Annotated in this window: 15 protein-coding genes and 1 riboswitch; all 15 genes read right to left on the bottom strand. The window is 68.4% G+C overall.

The window, feature by feature from the left end; genetic code table 11:
• Nucleotides 1-4: 4 nt before the first annotated feature.
• Entirely contained in the window at nt 5-1,369 is a 1,365-nt protein-coding gene (locus TSO5_RS14000; RefSeq protein WP_199230899.1) for an L-serine ammonia-lyase, read from the bottom strand.
• A gap of 178 nt (nt 1,370-1,547) precedes the next feature.
• Nucleotides 1,548-1,634: riboswitch (glycine riboswitch) on the bottom strand.
• 296 nt (nt 1,635-1,930) lie between these two features.
• Nucleotides 1,931-2,542, bottom strand: a complete 612-nt coding sequence (gene cofC, locus TSO5_RS14005) for a 2-phospho-L-lactate guanylyltransferase (protein ID WP_109152152.1) — start codon at nt 2,540-2,542, stop codon at nt 1,931-1,933.
• Between the two features lie 2 nt (nt 2,543-2,544).
• Complete coding sequence (gene cofD, locus TSO5_RS14010; protein WP_109152153.1) at nt 2,545-3,480, bottom strand: 2-phospho-L-lactate transferase; 936 nt, start codon at nt 3,478-3,480, stop codon at nt 2,545-2,547.
• Nucleotides 3,477-4,280 carry a coenzyme F420-0:L-glutamate ligase gene (gene cofE / locus TSO5_RS14015; protein WP_109152154.1) on the bottom strand — a complete coding sequence of 268 codons (804 nt, stop codon included), beginning with the start codon at nt 4,278-4,280 and terminating at the stop codon, nt 3,477-3,479. The genes cofD and cofE overlap by 4 nt, the downstream gene beginning before the upstream one ends.
• Nucleotides 4,277-4,942, bottom strand: a complete 666-nt coding sequence (gene npdG / locus TSO5_RS14020; RefSeq protein ID WP_109152155.1) for an NADPH-dependent F420 reductase — start codon at nt 4,940-4,942, stop codon at nt 4,277-4,279. The genes cofE and npdG overlap by 4 nt, the downstream gene beginning before the upstream one ends.
• 29 nt (nt 4,943-4,971) lie before the next feature.
• Nucleotides 4,972-7,362, bottom strand: a complete 2,391-nt coding sequence (gene cofH, locus TSO5_RS14025; RefSeq protein WP_109152156.1) for a 5-amino-6-(D-ribitylamino)uracil--L-tyrosine 4-hydroxyphenyl transferase CofH — start codon at nt 7,360-7,362, stop codon at nt 4,972-4,974.
• Between the two features lie 31 nt (nt 7,363-7,393).
• The gene (locus TSO5_RS14030) at nt 7,394-8,059 is read right to left on the bottom strand and encodes a carbon monoxide dehydrogenase subunit G (RefSeq protein WP_109152157.1); all 666 of its coding nucleotides are present in this window, start codon (nt 8,057-8,059) and stop codon (nt 7,394-7,396) included.
• 49 nt (nt 8,060-8,108) lie between these two features.
• Nucleotides 8,109-10,469: a xanthine dehydrogenase family protein molybdopterin-binding subunit gene (locus TSO5_RS14035; RefSeq protein ID WP_109152158.1), complete on the bottom strand. Its 2,361-nt coding sequence runs from the start codon at nt 10,467-10,469 to the stop codon at nt 8,109-8,111.
• Nucleotides 10,466-10,975, bottom strand: a complete 510-nt coding sequence (locus TSO5_RS14040; protein WP_109152159.1) for a (2Fe-2S)-binding protein — start codon at nt 10,973-10,975, stop codon at nt 10,466-10,468. The genes TSO5_RS14035 and TSO5_RS14040 overlap by 4 nt, the downstream gene beginning before the upstream one ends.
• A gap of 2 nt (nt 10,976-10,977) precedes the next feature.
• Complete coding sequence (locus tag TSO5_RS14045; RefSeq protein ID WP_109152160.1) at nt 10,978-11,859, bottom strand: xanthine dehydrogenase family protein subunit M; 882 nt, start codon at nt 11,857-11,859, stop codon at nt 10,978-10,980.
• 85 nt (nt 11,860-11,944) lie between these two features.
• The gene (locus TSO5_RS14050) at nt 11,945-13,171 is read right to left on the bottom strand and encodes an ABC transporter substrate-binding protein (protein WP_109152161.1); all 1,227 of its coding nucleotides are present in this window, start codon (nt 13,169-13,171) and stop codon (nt 11,945-11,947) included.
• Nucleotides 13,172-13,183: 12 nt separating this feature from the next.
• Complete coding sequence (locus TSO5_RS14055; protein ID WP_109152162.1) at nt 13,184-13,921, bottom strand: ABC transporter ATP-binding protein; 738 nt, start codon at nt 13,919-13,921, stop codon at nt 13,184-13,186.
• Nucleotides 13,918-14,721 carry an ABC transporter ATP-binding protein gene (locus TSO5_RS14060; protein ID WP_109152163.1) on the bottom strand — a complete coding sequence of 268 codons (804 nt, stop codon included), beginning with the start codon at nt 14,719-14,721 and terminating at the stop codon, nt 13,918-13,920. Before TSO5_RS14060 ends, TSO5_RS14055 begins: the two co-directional genes overlap by 4 nt.
• A gap of 2 nt (nt 14,722-14,723) precedes the next feature.
• Nucleotides 14,724-15,773: a branched-chain amino acid ABC transporter permease gene (locus TSO5_RS14065; RefSeq protein WP_109152164.1), complete on the bottom strand. Its 1,050-nt coding sequence runs from the start codon at nt 15,771-15,773 to the stop codon at nt 14,724-14,726.
• A complete protein-coding gene (locus tag TSO5_RS14070; protein WP_109152165.1) occupies nt 15,763-16,638 on the bottom strand; it encodes a branched-chain amino acid ABC transporter permease in 876 nt (291 codons plus the stop codon). The genes TSO5_RS14065 and TSO5_RS14070 overlap by 11 nt, the downstream gene beginning before the upstream one ends.
• Nucleotides 16,639-16,658 lie beyond the last annotated feature (20 nt).

Below are 16,658 nucleotides of genomic sequence, written 5' to 3' on the forward strand. Positions count from 1 at the left end.
GTTCTCAGCAGGCGACGACGTTCACGGCCAGTCCGCCCAGGCTGGTTTCTTTGTATTTAGAGCGCATGTCCTCACCGGTTTGGCGCATGGTCTCGATGACGGCGTCGAGCGGCACGAGATGCGTTCCGTCGCCGCGCAACGCGAGGCGTGCCGCGTTGATCGCCTTCACCGCACCCATCGTGTTGCGTTCGATGCACGGCACCTGGACCAAGCCACGCACCGGGTCGCAGGTCAGGCCGAGATTGTGTTCCATGCCGATTTCGGCGGCGTTCTCGACCTGCTCGGCGGTACCGCCGAGGACGGCGGCCAGCGCGCCGGCCGCCATCGAACAGGCGACTCCAACCTCTCCCTGACACCCCATTTCGGCCGCAGAGATCGAAGCCCGCTTCTTGTACAGCGCGCCGATGGCGGCCGCCGTCAGGAGGAAGGTTCGGGAGTCGTTGCGGTTCGCGCCGGGGTGAAACGTCTCGTAGTATTTGAGAACGGCCGGGATGATGCCGGCAGCCCCGTTGGTCGGGGCCGTGACGATGCGCCCGCCGGCCGCGTTCTCCTCGTTGACCGCGAGGGCGTAAAGGCTGACCCAATCGAGCGCGTGCAACGGATCGGCGAGCTGGTTCCCGGCGGCGCACAGGGCGCGGAACAGACCCGGTGCCCGGCGTCGGACGTTGAGCCCGCCCGGCAATATCCCTTCGCTGCCGCAGCCACGTTCGATGCTCGCCATCATGGCGTCGCGGACCCGGTCAAGGAAAGCAAAGGTTTCGGTGTCGTCACGCCGCGAACGCTCGTTCTCCAGCATGATCTCCGCAATGGACCGTCCGGTCCGCCGTCCGCAATCCAGCAGTTCCGCCGCCGACGCGAACGGGTGGGGGGTCCGCAAGTTGTGGTCGGCCGCCGGCTGCAGGGCGTCGTCGCGACAGACGATGGCGCCGCCCCCGACCGAGCAGTATTCGCGCTCGAGAAGCGGGACGGCGCGATCAAAGGCTTTCAGGCGCATGCCGTTCGGATGTGCGTCGAGGATCTGGTCGTAGCGGAAGACAAGGTGTTCTTCTTCACGGAAGGGGATGGGGAACCGTCCACCGATCGGCAGAAGCCCACTGCTGCGGATCTGTTCAACGATGAGGTCGACCGCATCCGGATCGACGGTGTCGGGAAGGCACCCGGACAATCCCAACAGGACCGCGATGTCGGTGCGATGTCCCTTGCCGGTCAGCGCAAGAGAGCCGGACAGTTCCACGGATACTGCGGTCACCCTCGTCGCCTCGTCGGAGGCAAGCAGCTCCGTTACGAACCGATGCGCCGCCCGCATCGGGCCAACTGTGTGCGAACTCGATGGCCCGATGCCGATCGAAAAACATTCGGTAACGCTGATCGGGGCGTCCGATACCGAACGGAGAGGTTTTCCGGATGCTGATGTGGTGTTTGCGTTCGACAAGGCGCTCCTCCTGACGTGGCCCTTGCAGCCAGTCGATTTGGTGCCCCTCTGTCTTTTCGCCTGAGAGCGTTATCCCGTCGGCGGACGCAGAATGCGCCTCTTTCCAGAGATCGTATACATCGTCGCGGTCCTTTTGCCTGAGAGTTTCCGGGGCGGTTGCTCCTTCGGCGCCGGCGTGGCCGGTCTCTCCCGCGCGATGTTGGCCTGATGGCCCGGCTTTTCTCTTGAAGTGTCGTCCGTTGACAGCGCGGATCGCAAGGCCAAGCTGCTTTGTTGGTTGCGGCCTACGTCAACGGGTGCATACAAACCGTATTTCTGATAAATTGGCTGGTCAAGCATTTTCTCCGCCACAGAATTCCAGATACCGCGCCCGCCCCGGATGTCGCCGCGCAGCGTCGCCTGAATGCCGGCTCCGTTGCGTGCGGGCGCGTCCCAAGTGCCGCTCCCGATCGCATGAATTTTCGAGCCGACCACTGCTCCAGGGGAAGCTCGTTGGGGCTACCTCCATGTCCGCGCACGCCAGCCGATAAGGTCCTCCGGACGATCAATGTCGAAGGCGAGGTCCGGATCGCGACGGATCACCGTGGACAACCCCGCCTGCTCGGCAGCCCCGCGGTGAAGCTGAAGGCTGCCCGCACCGTAGGAGTATCGTTCCAGGGCCGGTGGGGTCTGGAACAGCAGGTTCGTTCCGAAACCCGTGCGATCGGAGACCAAGACGCAACGCGTTTCGGCCCGGCTGCGATGGTCCGCGATCACGCGCCGGATGGCCGATGCTGTTGCCAGCGGGAGATCGACAGGCAGGATGAGAACGCCGGTCGCTCCGCGGCCGCGGGCCACGCGGCTCGCCTGTTCCAGCGCGCCGTTGAGGTCGCAGCCCGGTTCCTCGGGCAGCGCAACCATGGAGCGACGGGCGGCAAGCGTTAGAACCTCCTCACTGCGGCTGACCACGATCGTCGCGCTCGTCCCCGCCAGTTCCTCCGCCACCGCCAGGGTGCGCCGCAGGAACATCCCGTTGAGAGTGCGCCTTTCTTCGGGCGAGAGCAGAGGGCGAAGCCGGCTCTTGCCCTCCTCCAGCGGCTTCACCGGTACGATCACCGTGAGGCAGCGCATGGTCACACTCCCCGCACCGCCGCGAGGCAGTCTCGGGCCAGACGCTCCTTGTCGTCGTGATCGCGCATGATGGTGCGGGTGACGACCGGCCGGATGCCGAGCCGCGCGATGTCGGCCGTCAGCCCTCCGTCCGCCTCGTCGATGACGAGCGCATCGATCAGGCCTTCGTAGAAGCGCGCGACGGAAACCGGCGACACCTCCTGTCCGAGTTCCCGCAAAATCTTGGCCGCCGGCCCCTTGATGGCTTGCCCCCCGACGATGGGCGACACGGCGGCCACGGGAGAGCGCCGGCCTTCCAGCCAGCCGCGGACGGCGGGCATCGCCAGCATGGGGCCGATCGACAGGTATGGGTTTGAAGGGCAGAGAACGACGCCCTCCAGGTCCGGCCGTTCCATCAGATCGAGGAAGGACGGGGACGGACGCGCGCCCTGCCCTCCCGCATACTCAAGGGAGTCCAGTGTCGGCTCGCAGCGCAGACGGACGAAATAGTCCTGGAAAGGCAGCGTCCGACCGCCGGAAACGATCATGGTGCGCACGGGATCGTCGCTCATCGGTAAGACGGGATGGGCAATGGCCAGTCGGCGGGCCAGGGCGGCCGTCACCGCGCTCAGGCTCTCCCCGGCCGAAAGCCGGCGCGTGCGCTCGATGTGCGTTGCCAGATCGCCGTCGCCGAGCTGGAACCACGTCTCCCCGCCCAGGCGGCCAAGCGCCGCCATGAAGGACCAGGACTCGCCGGCCAACCCCCAGCCGGTTTCCGGATTGGCGATCCCGGCAAGCGTGTAGGTGACCGTGTCGATGTCCGGGCTGATGTGCAGGCCCAGATGCTCGAAGTCATCGCCGGTGTTCACGACGACCGCCAGTTCGTCGGCCGCCAGGACACGCGTGAGTCCAAGCGCCAGCTTGGCGCCGCCGACGCCGCCCGCCAGTGCTATGATCATCGGAACAAATCCTTCTCGCGCGGTCTCAACAAGTCGCTGCCGGCCCCGTCGCCCCGCGGGTGGCGCAGGCCGCGCACCAGCACGACGGGACGGCCCTCGTTGCTCTGCCCCATCAGCAGCGAGGCCGCCGCGGCGATCTCGTCCGCGGCGGCCACGTCCGTGGCCCGCAGGTCGTAGCCGAACAGGTCGGGGCTGCCCCGCAGATCCTCCAGCGCGGGAAGGCCGCTGACGCCCAGCGCGGTTCCCACGGTGCCGTTGCGCCAGGCGCGCCCGAGGCTGTCGTTGATGATGACGCCGACATCGGCGCCGGTCAGGTCGGCAAGCCGACGTCTCAGGTCACGGCAGGTTCCGTCGGGGTCCTCCGGCAGCAGAAGCACACGCTCCCCGCTCCCGCTCTGGTCGACGTTCGAGCGGTCGATCCCGGCGTTGGCGAGCACCACGCCATGCCGGGTCTCCACGACGATCACGCCGGGAACGCAGCGCAGGACCTCGCGCGATTCACGCAGCACCAGCTCGACGATCCGAGGGTCCTTGCCCGCCGTCCGCGCAAGCTCGACGGCCCGGGCGGAGGGCTCGACCTCCTCCAGCGCGGCATAGCGCCCCTGGGCCTTCGAGACGATCTTCTGGGCCAGGACGAGCACGTCGCCGGTGCGAAGCTCCACCGCCTCCGCGGCGAAGGCATCGACGATCAGCCGCGCCAGGTCATCGCCCGGCGCGACGAGCGGGACGTTGCCCGGCGCCAGCAACTCCAGCCGGGCCGAGCCGGTCCCGTGCCCTGCGTCGTCAAGCCGTCCGCTCATTTGAGTCCTGTGATCATCAAGCCGGCATCCGGAACCTTGTAGGTCTTGTTGATCCAGATCAGCACGGAGGTAAGGCTTTCGGCAACGACCGAATTCGCCAGGGGACCGGCGTCGATCCCACGGAGGCCGGCGTCATCCGCCAGGTCCATTCCGATCCTGCGCGCGTCCTTGTCGTCCGCCGCGACCAGCACATCGCAGGCGATCGTCCGGCCAAGGTCTTTCAACTTGTGCGCCGACACGTTCTGGAAAGCGGATACGACGCGCACCCCGTCGCCGAGCATCTCCTGGATGGCGACGACGCAGGAGTCGGTCGGCGGAAGCTGCACCCGCGCCACCTTGGGCGGGACGAGGGGCACCGTCACGTCGATCAGGATCTTGCCCTGAAGCCGGTCGCGCAGCCCTTCGACGGTCGGGCGCTGGGCGGCGAACGGGACGGTCAGGACGACGATGTCCGCGGCGGAGACGGCGGCGGCGCTTTCCGCTCCCCGGATGTCGCCGCCGCCCAGCCTTTCCGAAAGCTCCGCGGCGGCCGCCTGGGCCTTCGCGCCGTCGCGCGAGCCGATGATCACGCGATGTCCCGCTTGCGCCCAGCGCAGCGCCAAACCGCTGCCCTCCGCGCCGGTGCCGCCGATGACGGCTATGGTGTGTGCCTGAGAAGGCATGGGAGGCCCCTTTTTCTGGAATGTCGAGGTCAGAGATTGGGCGCCGGCTCGCGGCGCCGCTGGGGTGCCACCGGTGTCAGCACGATGTCGCTCAGCGCCGGGGCGTCGAAGCTCCGCGCCCGTCGTTCGGCCGGCACCGGTCCATAGAGCGTCGTCCGCTGCTGCGGCTGCCGCCCGAGCGACCGGATCAGCTGTTCCATGTCCTCCGGGGGAAATTCCTGGCCATGTTCGGTTCCGGCGGCGCGCGAGATGCTCTCGTTCATCAGCGTTCCGCCGAGATCGTTGACCCCGCCGCGCAGCAGGGCCGCCACCCCCTCGGCGCCGAGCTTGACCCAGGAGGCCTGGATGTTCGGAATCAGCGGGTGCAGGACCAGCCGCGCCACGGCGTGCATCAGGCGGACCTCGCGCCAGGTCGGGCCGGTCCGCGCCTGCCCCCGGAGGGACATCGGCGCTTCCATGTGGACGAAGGGCAGCGGCACGAATTCGGTGAAGCCGCCGGTCCGTTCCTGAAGGTCGCGGATGTGAAGGAGGTGCCGGGCCCAGGACGCCGGCGTCTCCACATGCCCGAACATGATGGTCGCCGTGGTGCGCAGGCCGACGCGGTGGGCCGCCTCCACCACCTCCAGCCATTGCCGGGTGGTCAGCTTGTCCGGGCAGATGACCGCCCGGACAGGATCGTCCAGGATCTCCGCCGCGGTGCCGGGCAGCGAGCCCAAGCCGGCGTCCCGCAGCATCTCAAGGAACGTCTGGACCGGCAGCCCGAGCGTCGCGGCCCCCTGCGACACCTCAAGCGGGGAGAAGGCGTGGATGTGCATCCCCGGCACCTCCTCCTTCACCGCGCGCAGCAGGCGGAGGTAGGTGTCCCCGGTATAGGCGGGGTTGATGCCGCCCTGCATGCACACCTCGGTGGCCCCGCGGTCCCACGCCTCGCGCGCGCGGCGGGCAACCTCCTCCAGCGACAGGTCGTAGGGCTTGCCGCGCAGCGCCTCGCTCGTCTTTCCCTTGGAGAAGGCGCAGAAGCGGCATTTGTAGCTGCAGACGTTGGTATAGTTGATGTTCCGGTTGACGACGTAGCGGACGGTCTCGCCGCTGACGTCGCGCCGCAACGCGTCCGCCGCCTCGACGATGGTCTCGACCGTGCCGTCCCGGGCCTGGAACAGGCGGGCAACGTCCTGCTCGGACAGGCGGCTGCCGCCCTGCGCCTTCAGCACCAGACGGTCAATGACGCGATCCGATCCCCGTCCGCCCACGGCGCGGGGGAGCGGCTGGCGCGTGCCGGGCGCCCAATCGTCGGTTCGAACGAAGCCCTGTGCATCGACCAGACGCAGCACCCGCCCCGCCGGATCGGGGTGGCACCAGTCCGTCGCGGCCAGCGCGTGGGACGGGTAGACGGCGAGGCGGCGCAGCAGCGTCAGGCCCTTGCGTTCCGTGGCGTCCTCCAGCGTCGCGAGATCCGGCCAGGGGGCTTCCGGGTTAACGTGGTCGGCGGTGACGGGCGAGATCCCGCCCCAGTCGTTGATCCCCGCGTCCAGCAGCCGCGGAAAGGCGTCGTAGCTGAGGTTCGGCGGCACCTGGATGTTCATGCCCGGCCCGAGGATCAGGCGGGCGGCGGCGGCCGTCCACAGGAGGTCGTCGAAGCCGGGTTCCTCAGCCCCGGCCATGCGCGTGCCGGGCTTGGCGCGGAAGTTCTGGACGATGATCTCCTGAAGATGCCCGTGGCGCTCGTGCAGGCTCCGCAGCGCGAGCAGGGATTCGATCCGCTCCAGCCGGGTCTCGCCGATCCCGATCAGAATGCCGGAAGTGAACGGCACGCGCTGTCGGCCCGCGGCCTCGATCATCGCGACGCGCAGCGCCGGATCCTTGTCGGGGGACCCGTGATGCGGGCCGTCGCGCTCGCCGAGCCGGGGCGACAGGCTCTCCAGCATGATGCCCTGCGACACGCTGACCGCTCTCAGGGCGGCGATCTCCGCCTCGTCCATCACGCCGGCGTTGATGTGCGGAAGCAGCGCCGTCTCGCGAAGCACCAGTTCGCAGACGGCGCGCAGATACTCCAGCGTGCTGCCGAAGCCGAGCCGCGCAAGCGCATCCCGCGCGGCCCCATAGCGCAGCTCGGGTTTGTCGCCGAGGGTGAACAGGGCCTCGTTGCAGCCCGCCGCCTCGCCCGTCCGCGCGATGGCGAGCACCTCGTCGGGCGTCAGGTAAGGGTTGCCGACCTCCCGCGGTGCCTTCGCGAAGGTGCAGTAATGGCAACTGTCGCGGCAGAGGTGGGTGAGCGGAATGAAGACCTTGCGCGAGTGGCTGATCACCCGGCCGTGGCCGCGGTCGCGCAGACCGCGCGCCCGCTCCATCAGTTTGTCGAGCGGCAGGCTCTCGAACTCCCGCAGGAGGCTTTCGGCTTCGGCCGACGAAAACAGGTCCATGATGGCGATTCCGCTCCAGTTCCCCGTGCCTTCAGCGGCCGATGGCCCCCACCAGCCAGAGCAGCGCGGCCATGGCCGCCGCTCCAGTCAGCCCGGCCATGGCCAGCTCCCGCCAGCGCGTCTGCGACGTCACTCCGTGCGCGGTCACGCCCGCCGTGCCGCTGGGGCGGTGCCGCAGCGGCTCCGGCACCGGAGGGGCTACCATCATCGGTGCCGCCTCGAGCACCGTCGCGGGCCGCGGTTGGGCCGGCGCCTCCTCGCGGACGATGGATCCGGCGAAGCAGGAGAAGAACTCGTCCGCCATCCTGCGGGTCGTCCCCTCGATCAGCCGCGAACCGATCTGCGCCAGCTTGCCGCCGACGTTCGCTTCCAGTTCGTAGCGCAGGACCGTCGCCGCCCCGTCGGCCGTCAGCGTCACATGCGCCTGTCCCTTGGCGAAACCGGCGGCACCGCCCGTCCCCTGGCCGGTGATCGTGCAGCGGTGGGGCGGATCGAGATCGCTCAGTTGGACGCTGCCGCCGAAGCTGGCCTTCACCGGCCCCACCTTCGCGACGACCTTCGCCTTCCAGTCCGTTGGGCTGAGCTTCTCGACGGTCTCGCACCCGGGAATGCATCGGCCCAGCACCTCCGGATCGTTGAGCGCCTCCCACACCGCGTGGGGTGGGGCCTCGATCCGGTATTCGCCATTGATCTGCATCGTTCGTCCTTTTCCACTCAGCATCGGCACGCGCGCGGTGTCACCTTTTCTAGCCTCGCGCCTCGCGCATCCACCGGTGCAGATAGGCCGGTTTCAGGGGAACCTGGTTCACGTTGATGCCCAGCCCGGCGAGCGCATCGGCCACCGCGTTGGCGATGGCCGGCACGGCACCGATCACCCCACCCTCGCCGACGCCCTTGAAGCCGCCGAGCGCGTCGACCGTCGGTGTCTCGATGTGCGCGATGCGGATCTCGGGCACGTCCATCGCCGTCGGCATGACGTAGTCGAGGAGGTTGGCGTTGAGGAGCTGCCCGTCGGGGCTGTAGATGAACTCCTCCATCAGCGCTTCGCCCAGGCCCTGCACGACGCCCCCGTGAATCTGGCCGTCCACGATCATCGGGTTGATCAGGCGGCCGCAATCATGCACGACGACGTATTTCTCGATCGTGACGCGGGCGTCGTCCGGGTCGATGGCGACCTGAGCGATGTGCACGGCGTTGGCGATGGTCACCATCGGCGGGTCGTAGTAGTCGGTCGCCTCCAGCCCGTAATCCTCACCTTCCGGCAGTCCCTGGCGGCCTACCGAATAAGCGATGCGGGCGATCTCCTCAAAGCTGACGTTGAGCAGGCCGGCACCGACCACCTCGGCCCGGCCCTCGCGCAGCACGATGTCGACGGGGGCGACCTCCAGATTGTGCGCGGCGATGCGGCGCATCTTGTCCGCCACCTTGGCCCCGGCGCGGATGACGGCGCCGCCGCCGGTGATGGCGCTGCGGCTCGCCACCGTGTTGCTTCCGTAGGGCGACAGGCCCGTGTCGCCTTCGATGATGGTCACATCCTCCAACCGGCAGCCGACCTGGTCGGCCACGAGCTGGGCGAAGGTGGTGAGGTGGCCCTGCCCGGCGTTGGCGTGGCTGATGTAGGCGGTGACGTGGCCCTGCGGATCGACGCGGATGATCGCGCTGTCGAAGCCGGGCACCCGCGCCAGCCCGCGGGCCCGCCATCCCGGCGCACCGGTGCCCGTCGATTCCGTGAAGTTGCAGATGCCGATGCCGCGCAGCTTCCCGTCCGCCGCCGCCGGCCGCTCGCGGAACGCGTGGTAGCCGGCCATCTCCAGCGCCCGCTCCAGGCACTCGCGGTAGCTGCCGACGTCGTAGCGGACGCCGACGGCGTTGGTCCAGGGAAACTCCTCGTCCCGGATCAGGTTGCGGAACCGCACCTCAGCCGGATCGATGCCCAGCTTGCGGCCGATGCGGTCCATCATGCCTTCCATGGCCAGGAAGCAGGTCGGCTGCGCCACGCCGCGGTAAGCGCCGGCGGGGCACGTGTTGGTGGCGATGGAGTAGGCCTGATAGGCGTAATTGCGGATCCGATACGGGCCGACGAGCATGCGGGCGCCGCCCGTCGCCTCCAGCGTGGTGCCGAAGGGGAAGCTCGTGTAGGCGCCGCCGTTCGCCAGCATCTCCAGCCGCACGGCCCGGATCACGCCGTCCCCGTCGAACGCCGCCTCCACGTCGTAGATGTGGTTGCGGGAGTGGATGTTGTTCAGCAGCTCCTCGCTGCGGTCCTGGACCCACTTGACCGCGCGGCGGTAATGGCGCGCCAGGGCGACCGTGATCACGTCCTCGGGATAGACGTTGGCCTTGGTTCCGAAGCCGCCGCCGACCTCCGGGACCACCACCCGCAGCTTCGATTCCGACATGCCGACCAGCCCGGCGACGCCGGTGCGGACGATGTGCGGGATCTGCGTGGAGGTGTGGAGCGTGATGGAATCCCCGGTGTGGTCGGGGATGGCGAAGCAGCCCCGCGGCTCCATGGGAACGCCGCCCACCCAGCCGCTGCGGAAGCGCTCGCGCAGGGTGAAGGGTCCGGCGGCGAAGGCCTCCTCGAAGCCCGGGGTCGAGAACTCGCCCTTGTAGGTGATGTTGTTCTCGATGTGGGCGTGCACGCGCGGGGCATCCGGTCGGCGGGCCTCCTCCACGTCCGTCACCGCCGGCAACGCCTCGTACTCGACCTGGACCAGCCCCATGGCGTCCTGCACCGCATAGGGATGGTCGGCAAGGATGATCGCCACATGCTCGCCCACATAGCGGACCTCGTCCACCGCCACGGCATGGCGCAGGCTGTTCACGTAGCCAGCAATGGTGGTTTCCGAATCCATCGGCTTGATCAGCCTGGCGAGATCATCGCCGGTCAGGACCGCGAAGACGCCCTCCAGCGCCACCGCGGCGGTGCTGTCGATCGACAGGATCCGCGCGTGCGCGTAGGGCGAGGGGACGAACCCCACATACAGGGTGTCCCTGGGCTCGGCGATGTCGTCCAGGAACTGCCCCTTGCCGCGCAGGAGATAGTCGTCCTCGCGTCGCTTCACACTGCGGCCGACAAGGCCGCCCGCCTCGGTGCCAGTCATCGGCTCTCCTCCTGAACGCCGGTCCGGGCGGCGCGAATCGCTACGGCCGCGGCCTTCACGGCGGTGACGATGTTCACGTAGCCGGTGCACCGGCAGAGATTGTTGGTGAGGGCCGCGCGGATCTCCTCCGTCGACGGGTCCGGGTTCTCCGCGAGCAGTTCATGCACCGTCATCAGGAAGCCGGACGTGCAGAACCCGCACTGCAGCGCATGGTTCTCGTGGAAGGCCTGCTGGACCGGATCCAGCGCGGCGCCGGGGGCAAGCCCCTCCACCGTCACGACCTCCGACCCGGACAGATCCACCGCGAAATGCAGGCAGCTCCGCGCCGTCCGCCCGTCCAGCAGGATCGTGCAGGCACCGCAGACCCCGTGCTCACACCCGATGTGCGTGCCTTTCAGGCCGAGTTCGTGGCGCAGGAAATCGGCCAGGAGGTAGCGCGGCTCCACCAGCCGGACGTACCGCTTGCCGTTGACCTTGATGTCGACTTGCACCTTGTCGCCGGACATGCTCATCCCTCCGTCGTGCGGCGCGCCTCTGCGGCAGCCTCTTGCAAAGCCCGCACCACCAGGACGCCTGCGAGGTGCTTGCGATAGGCAGCGTCGGCATGGATGTCGCTGCCCGGTTCCACGAAAGCCGTCGCCGCGTTGCCGGCCTCCGCCAGCGCTTCGGGCGAAAGATCGCTGCCGGCCAGCAGGCGTTCGGCCGGAGCGATGCGGATCGCGCAGGGGGCGAAGCCGATGCCCGCCAGCCGGGCCTCCAGGCAGCGGCCGGCGCCGTCGAGTTCGACACGGGCGGCGACACCCGCGATGGCGAATCCGTGAGCCCGCGGGCCGACCTCCGTGAAGGCGCTTCCCGATCGCGGCGGATCGACCGGCACGGTCACCGACTGAAGATACTCGTCCGCCTCGATGGTGGTGGTCAGCTCCGAGACGAAGAAGTCGGACGCTCCCACCCGACGTTCTCCCCGTGGTCCGTTGATGAGGAACTGCGCGTCGAGCGCCACGGCGACCGCCGGCAGTTCGGCGCTCGGGTCGGCGTGGGCGAGGCTTCCGCACAGCGTGCCACGGTTGCGGTTGGCGGTCGAACCGACAAAGGGCATGGCCTTGTGGAGCAGGCGGCAGGCCCGGCCGATGTGAGCGGACTTCTCCACCGCGATCTGGCGGGTGCCCGCCCCGATCTCCACCCCGCCCCCGGCGTCGCCGATAAAGGCGAGGGACGGGCAATGCGTGATGCTGATCAGGGCCTCCGGGCCCGCCATGCGCATGTTCATCAGCGGCACCAGACTCTGGCCGCCGGCGAGGATGCGCCCGTCGCTGCCATAGCGGCCCAGCAGGTCCACGACCTCCTCGATGCTCCTCGGAGCGTGGTAATCAAACGACGCCGGTTTCATGCATTCGCTCGCGGTGGTCCATTGACGGCGGGTTGCGCGGCGCGAAGACGCCGCCTGGATCGCGTCCGCGCGGACGCGGGTGGGCTCAGACCGACCCCGGATAGGGATGGATCGGCGCGTGGCTGGTGGCTTCCTTCGGGAAGACGATCTTGAGCTTGCCGTCCTGGAACTGCCCGGGGTAGACCGGGGCCTGTCGGTTGAGGCCGTCGGAGTCGTACCCGTTGGCGCCGAAGAAGGTTTCGCTCTTGACGCTCCGGAAGGCCTTCTGAATGGCGGCCGGATCGCTGATGGTGCCGGCCTGCTGCATCACCTGCAGATAGGCGATCACGTCGTGCGCCCCGACCGCCGCGACGAAGTCAGGTGGCGGGTTGCCGTACTTCGCCTGATAGAGCGTCACGAAGTCGGGGCCGGTCCCGATGTACGCGTCCTTGGTGGCCGCGACGCTGCTGTCCCACAGCAGCGGGACGAGCATGCCGTTCACCGCGTTGCCGAGCGGCTCGCGAACGCCCGACGGCGATTCGATCACGACGCAGCTCGGGAACCAGTTGATCGCCTGCATCTCCTTGACGATCGCGACGACATCGTTGCCGAGCGCGTTGATCACCAGGCAGTCGGGCTGCTGGCGCCGCGCCCGCGAGACCGCCGTGGCGTATTCCTGCGAGCCGGGCGGGTAGTATTCGACCCCGGTGAGCTCCAGCCCGGCCTGCTTGATGTCTTCGGGGAAATACTCCTGGCCGGTGTAGACGCCGAGCTCGTCGTTCGGCGTGACCATGGCCACCCGCTTAACCTTCGGCTTGTCGAGCGTGCCGGCGAGCTGCATGAGCTGGCGGTACATCAGGCTGAACGGCGGCAGCGCCGAGAAGAGCCAGGGGTTTCCCTTCTGGCTGGAATAGACGCCGTCCACCTGCGACCAGATCGCCATCATCGGGCGGCGCAGCCGCTGCGCCACCGCCACGTTCGCCTTCACGATGGCGCTGCCGCCCGAGGCGAGGATCATGTGGGCGCCGTCGCCGGTCGCCGCGCGCTCGACCAGCCGGCCCGCCGTCGTCGCCTCGGTCTTGTCGTCGTAATACTGGGTCTCGATCCGGTAGGCCTTGCCGCCGATGGTCACGCCCTGCGCGTTGATCCGCTCGACCGCCAGATCGATGCCGCGCCTCAGCTCGGACGCGTAGATGTTGTAGGCGCCGGTGAGGCCGACGACCACCGCCAGCTTCAGCGTCTCGGTTTGCGCGTAGGCGCTGCGGATGCCCCCGACCGCCGCGAGGGTCGCCGCGGCTCCCGAATATTTCAGGACGGTTCGTCTGTTGTGCATGTGATTAGCCCCCTATCCCAAATAACTTCTGACGAGTTTTTCATCGGAAAGAAGATCGGCAGCGTCTCCCGTGTAGGTCACGCTTCCCGTTTCCAGCACGATCGCGGTGCGGCAGAAGCCGAGCGCGATGCCCGCATCCTGCTCGACGAGCAGGATCGTGGTTCCTTGGGCGTGGATTGCCTCCAGAATGCGCAGCAGGGATTCGACGATGATCGGCGCCAGGCCGAGCGAGAGCTCGTCGATCATGAGCAGCGCCGGCTTGCCCATCAGGGCGCGGCCGATGGCGCACATCTGCTGTTCGCCGCCCGACATGGTCCCGGCCAGCTGCCGGCGCCGCTCGCGCAGGCGCGGGAAGTGTTCGTAGACCTCCTCCAGGTCGCGGGCCAGGTCGCGCGCCGTCTTTCCGCGCCGCGCGAAGGCACCCAGCTTCAGGTTCTCCTCCACCGACAGCCCGCTGAAGATCCGCCGCCCTTCGGGCGCCTGCGTCACGCCCAGCCGGACGATGTCCGCCGAGCTCAGCCCGGCGGTGCGCTCGTCGCGGATGCGGATCTCGCCCTGGCTGATCGGTATCAGGCCGGAGATCGCCTTCATCAGGGTCGTCTTGCCGGCGCCGTTGGAACCGACGAGCGCCGTCAGGTCGCCGGGCCGTATCGACAGGTTGATGTCGCGCAGCACGGGGATGGGGCCATAGCCCGCGTGCATGCCGCGGATGTCGAGCAGAGGGCTCGTGGAAGCCGGCAAGGCGCTCATTCCCGTGCCTCCCCTTCGTGATGGCCGCGGCTGCGGTCGGGTTGCGGCGGCGCCGCGCTGCGCTTGAGCGCGGAGGAGATGTTCCCGAGGTAGGCGCGCTGCACCTCCTCGTCCGCCAGGACCACCTCGGGCGGGCCTTCCGCCAGCTTCCGGCCCCGCGCGAGCACGACCACGCGGTGGCTGATCGCGGAGACGGCCTTGATGATGTGCTCGATGAAGAGGATGGTGGCGCCGTCCGCGTTCAGGGCCTTGATGAGGGTCAGCGCGTCGGCGACCTCGACCTGGTTGAGGCCGCCCAGCGGTTCGTCGAGGAACAGCAGTTCCGGGTCGGTCGCCAGGGCCCGCGCCACCTCCAGCCGCTTGAGCCCGGCCGTGGTCAGCATGCCCGTGCTCTGCCGGCCCATGGCGGTCAGTCCGGTCCGCTCCAGGACTTCATCGGCCTTGAGCCCGGCGGCGCGGGCGTTTCTCGACGCACCCTCCTTCCCGAAGCGTGCTGCCAGCAGCACGTTCTCCCGCACGGTCATGCTCGGGAATGGCCGGGGGACCTGGAAGGTACGGGCGAGACCCAGCCGGTTGCGCTGGTACGGAGGCAACCGCGTGATGTCGGTCTGGCGGTACATGATGCGGCCGGCGGTCACCGGCAGCTCGCCGGTGAGAAGATTGACGAAGGTGGTCTTGCCGGCACCGTTCGGTCCGATCAGGCCGAGGATTTCGCCCTGTTCGATCGAGAGGTCGACGTTGCCCACGGCTTGCAGCCCGTCGAATCGCTTGGTGAGGTCGGCGCATTGCAGGAGCGGCATGGTCAGCGAACCCTGTAGCGGCTGTAGTTGGCCTTGAGCGCCGACCAGGACATGGCCTTGGGGCCGTCGCTGAAGAGGCGGATCAACCCGTCCGGCAGGAAGAGCACGATGGTGACGACGATCAGGCCGGACACGATGAAGGTGTATTCGGCGAACTCGACGCCGATCAGCTCGTCGAGCAGCAGGATGATGGCGACGCCGATGGGCGGGCCCCAGACCGTGCTCTTGCCGCCCAGGAACACCATCACCACGATCTGGAAGGTGAGCTTGAGACCGAAGGCCTCGTTGGCTTCCACCACCCCCAGCCACGCGGCCCACACCGAGCCGACCAGCGATGTCAGGGCTGCGCTGACCACGAAGATGGTGACCAGCAGCTTCGTCGAGGGCACGCCCAGAGCGGCGGCCGCCGCGCGGTCGTCGCGGAAGGCCTGGAGCGCGGCGCCCCACCGGGAGCGGTCCAGGCCGATGCCCAGCCCCATGGCGGCGACGGCCAGCACCAGCATCAGGCCGTAGAACACGAGGTTGTAGTCGCGCGCCGAGAGATCGGCGAGGCCGATCCAGTTGATCACGTTCACCGCGATGCCGCCGCGAAACCCGAACGCGCTCATGTTGAGGACGAGGTTGCGGACTCCTTCGGCGACCAGCAGGGTGGCGATGACGAAATAATGTCCGCGCAGCCGGAGGGTCGGGACGCTGACGAGGAGCGCGATCAGGATCGAGAGCGTCATCGCCCCGGCGACCGCCGGCAGCAGCGAGACGCCGTTGATCAGCAGGACGGACATGGCGATGGCGCCCGTCCCGAAGAAGGCGGGATGCGCGAGCGACAGGAGCCCGGCATACCCCCCGACCAGGTTCCACGCCTGCGCCAGCGCCAGATACATCAGCACCATGGTGGCGACGCGGAGCCCGTAGTCCCCGAGGAACCAGGGAAGCAGCACCGTCACCGCCAGGAAGCCGGCCGGCAGCAGCCAGGCGCCGGGCGCCGGGAGGCCGTCGGGCGCACCGCCCATCGGCAGGGCCGACGCCATCCTGGCCTTTGCATCATTCGTCATAGAACTTCTTCCCCATCAAGCCGGAGGGGCGGAGGAACAGGATGGCGAGAACCAGGACCGTGCCGATCACCGTGCTGTAGGTCGCGCCGGCGTAGTTCCCGATCGCGCTGTTGGTGATGCCGAGCAGGATGGCGCCGACCAGCGGCGCGACGATGCTGCCCAGCCCGCCCAGGACGTTCACGATCAGGATGTTGATCAGCAGGTGGTCGCCCATCTGCGGCGAAATCGTGTAGACGAGCGCCGCCAGTCCGCCGGTGGCGCCCGCCAGCATGGCCGACAGGACGGCGACGAGGCGGTAGATGGATCGGACGCGGATGCCGACGAGCTGCGCGGCTTCGGTGTCGAGACGCGTGGCGCGGATCGCCGCTCCCGTTTCGGTGCGGTCCATGAACCACCACACCGCCGCGGTCAGGCCCACCGCGATCAGCATCACCACGATCCGCGCGTAGGTGAGCTGCGCGTCGCCCACCCGGACGGACCCCTGGAGATAGCTGGGGACCTCGATGCCGCGGACATCGCCGGTGAAGGCTTGGAGAAGCAGGCCGACCAGCACCAGGTTGATGCCGTAGGTCAAGGTGAGCCCGAGCGACGCCGGTCCCCGCAGGATATGGTCCAGGGCACCCCACTGGATGAGCCATCCGATCGCGCCGGTCACCATCATGGTCAAGGGCAGCGCCAGGATGGGATCAAGGCCGGCCTGCCAAAGCAGGTAGGACGTGTAGCCGCCGACCGCGGTCAGGGCCGCGTAGCTGAGGTTCAGGACGTTCAGCACTCCCCAGATCAGGGAAAATCCCAGGGCGCCGATGGCGTAGAGCCCGATCAGCAGGAGCGCGTCGAAGACGATTTGTGTCGCGAGACCAGTCATGTCACCTCGTTTCCGGCCAG

The sequence above is a fragment of the Azospirillum sp. TSO5 genome, from assembly GCF_003116065.1.
GTDB lineage: Bacteria > Pseudomonadota > Alphaproteobacteria > Azospirillales > Azospirillaceae > Azospirillum.

Bases quoted from the DNA above. Each gene is read 5' to 3' on its own strand.
- cofH (WP_109152156.1), bottom strand. From the start codon at position 7,362: ATGGACCTGTTTTCGTCGGCCGAAGCCGAAAGCCTCCTGCGGGAGTTC.
- TSO5_RS14055 (WP_109152162.1), bottom strand. From the start codon at position 13,921: ATGAGCGCCTTGCCGGCTTCCACGAGCCCTCTGCTCGACATCCGCGGC.
- TSO5_RS14070 (WP_109152165.1), bottom strand. From the start codon at position 16,638: ATGACTGGTCTCGCGACACAAATCGTCTTCGACGCGCTCCTGCTGATC.
- cofE (WP_109152154.1), bottom strand. From the start codon at position 4,280: ATGAGCGGACGGCTTGACGACGCAGGGCACGGGACCGGCTCGGCCCGG.
- cofD (WP_109152153.1), bottom strand. From the start codon at position 3,480: ATGATCATAGCACTGGCGGGCGGCGTCGGCGGCGCCAAGCTGGCGCTT.
- TSO5_RS14045 (WP_109152160.1), bottom strand. From the start codon at position 11,859: ATGAAACCGGCGTCGTTTGATTACCACGCTCCGAGGAGCATCGAGGAG.
- TSO5_RS14060 (WP_109152163.1), bottom strand. From the start codon at position 14,721: ATGCCGCTCCTGCAATGCGCCGACCTCACCAAGCGATTCGACGGGCTG.
- TSO5_RS14040 (WP_109152159.1), bottom strand. From the start codon at position 10,975: ATGTCCGGCGACAAGGTGCAAGTCGACATCAAGGTCAACGGCAAGCGG.
- TSO5_RS14050 (WP_109152161.1), bottom strand. From the start codon at position 13,171: ATGCACAACAGACGAACCGTCCTGAAATATTCGGGAGCCGCGGCGACC.
- TSO5_RS14030 (WP_109152157.1), bottom strand. From the start codon at position 8,059: ATGCAGATCAATGGCGAATACCGGATCGAGGCCCCACCCCACGCGGTG.
- TSO5_RS14065 (WP_109152164.1), bottom strand. From the start codon at position 15,773: ATGACGAATGATGCAAAGGCCAGGATGGCGTCGGCCCTGCCGATGGGC.
- cofC (WP_109152152.1), bottom strand. From the start codon at position 2,542: ATGCGCTGCCTCACGGTGATCGTACCGGTGAAGCCGCTGGAGGAGGGC.
- npdG (WP_109152155.1), bottom strand. From the start codon at position 4,942: ATGCCTTCTCAGGCACACACCATAGCCGTCATCGGCGGCACCGGCGCG.
- TSO5_RS14035 (WP_109152158.1), bottom strand. From the start codon at position 10,469: ATGACTGGCACCGAGGCGGGCGGCCTTGTCGGCCGCAGTGTGAAGCGA.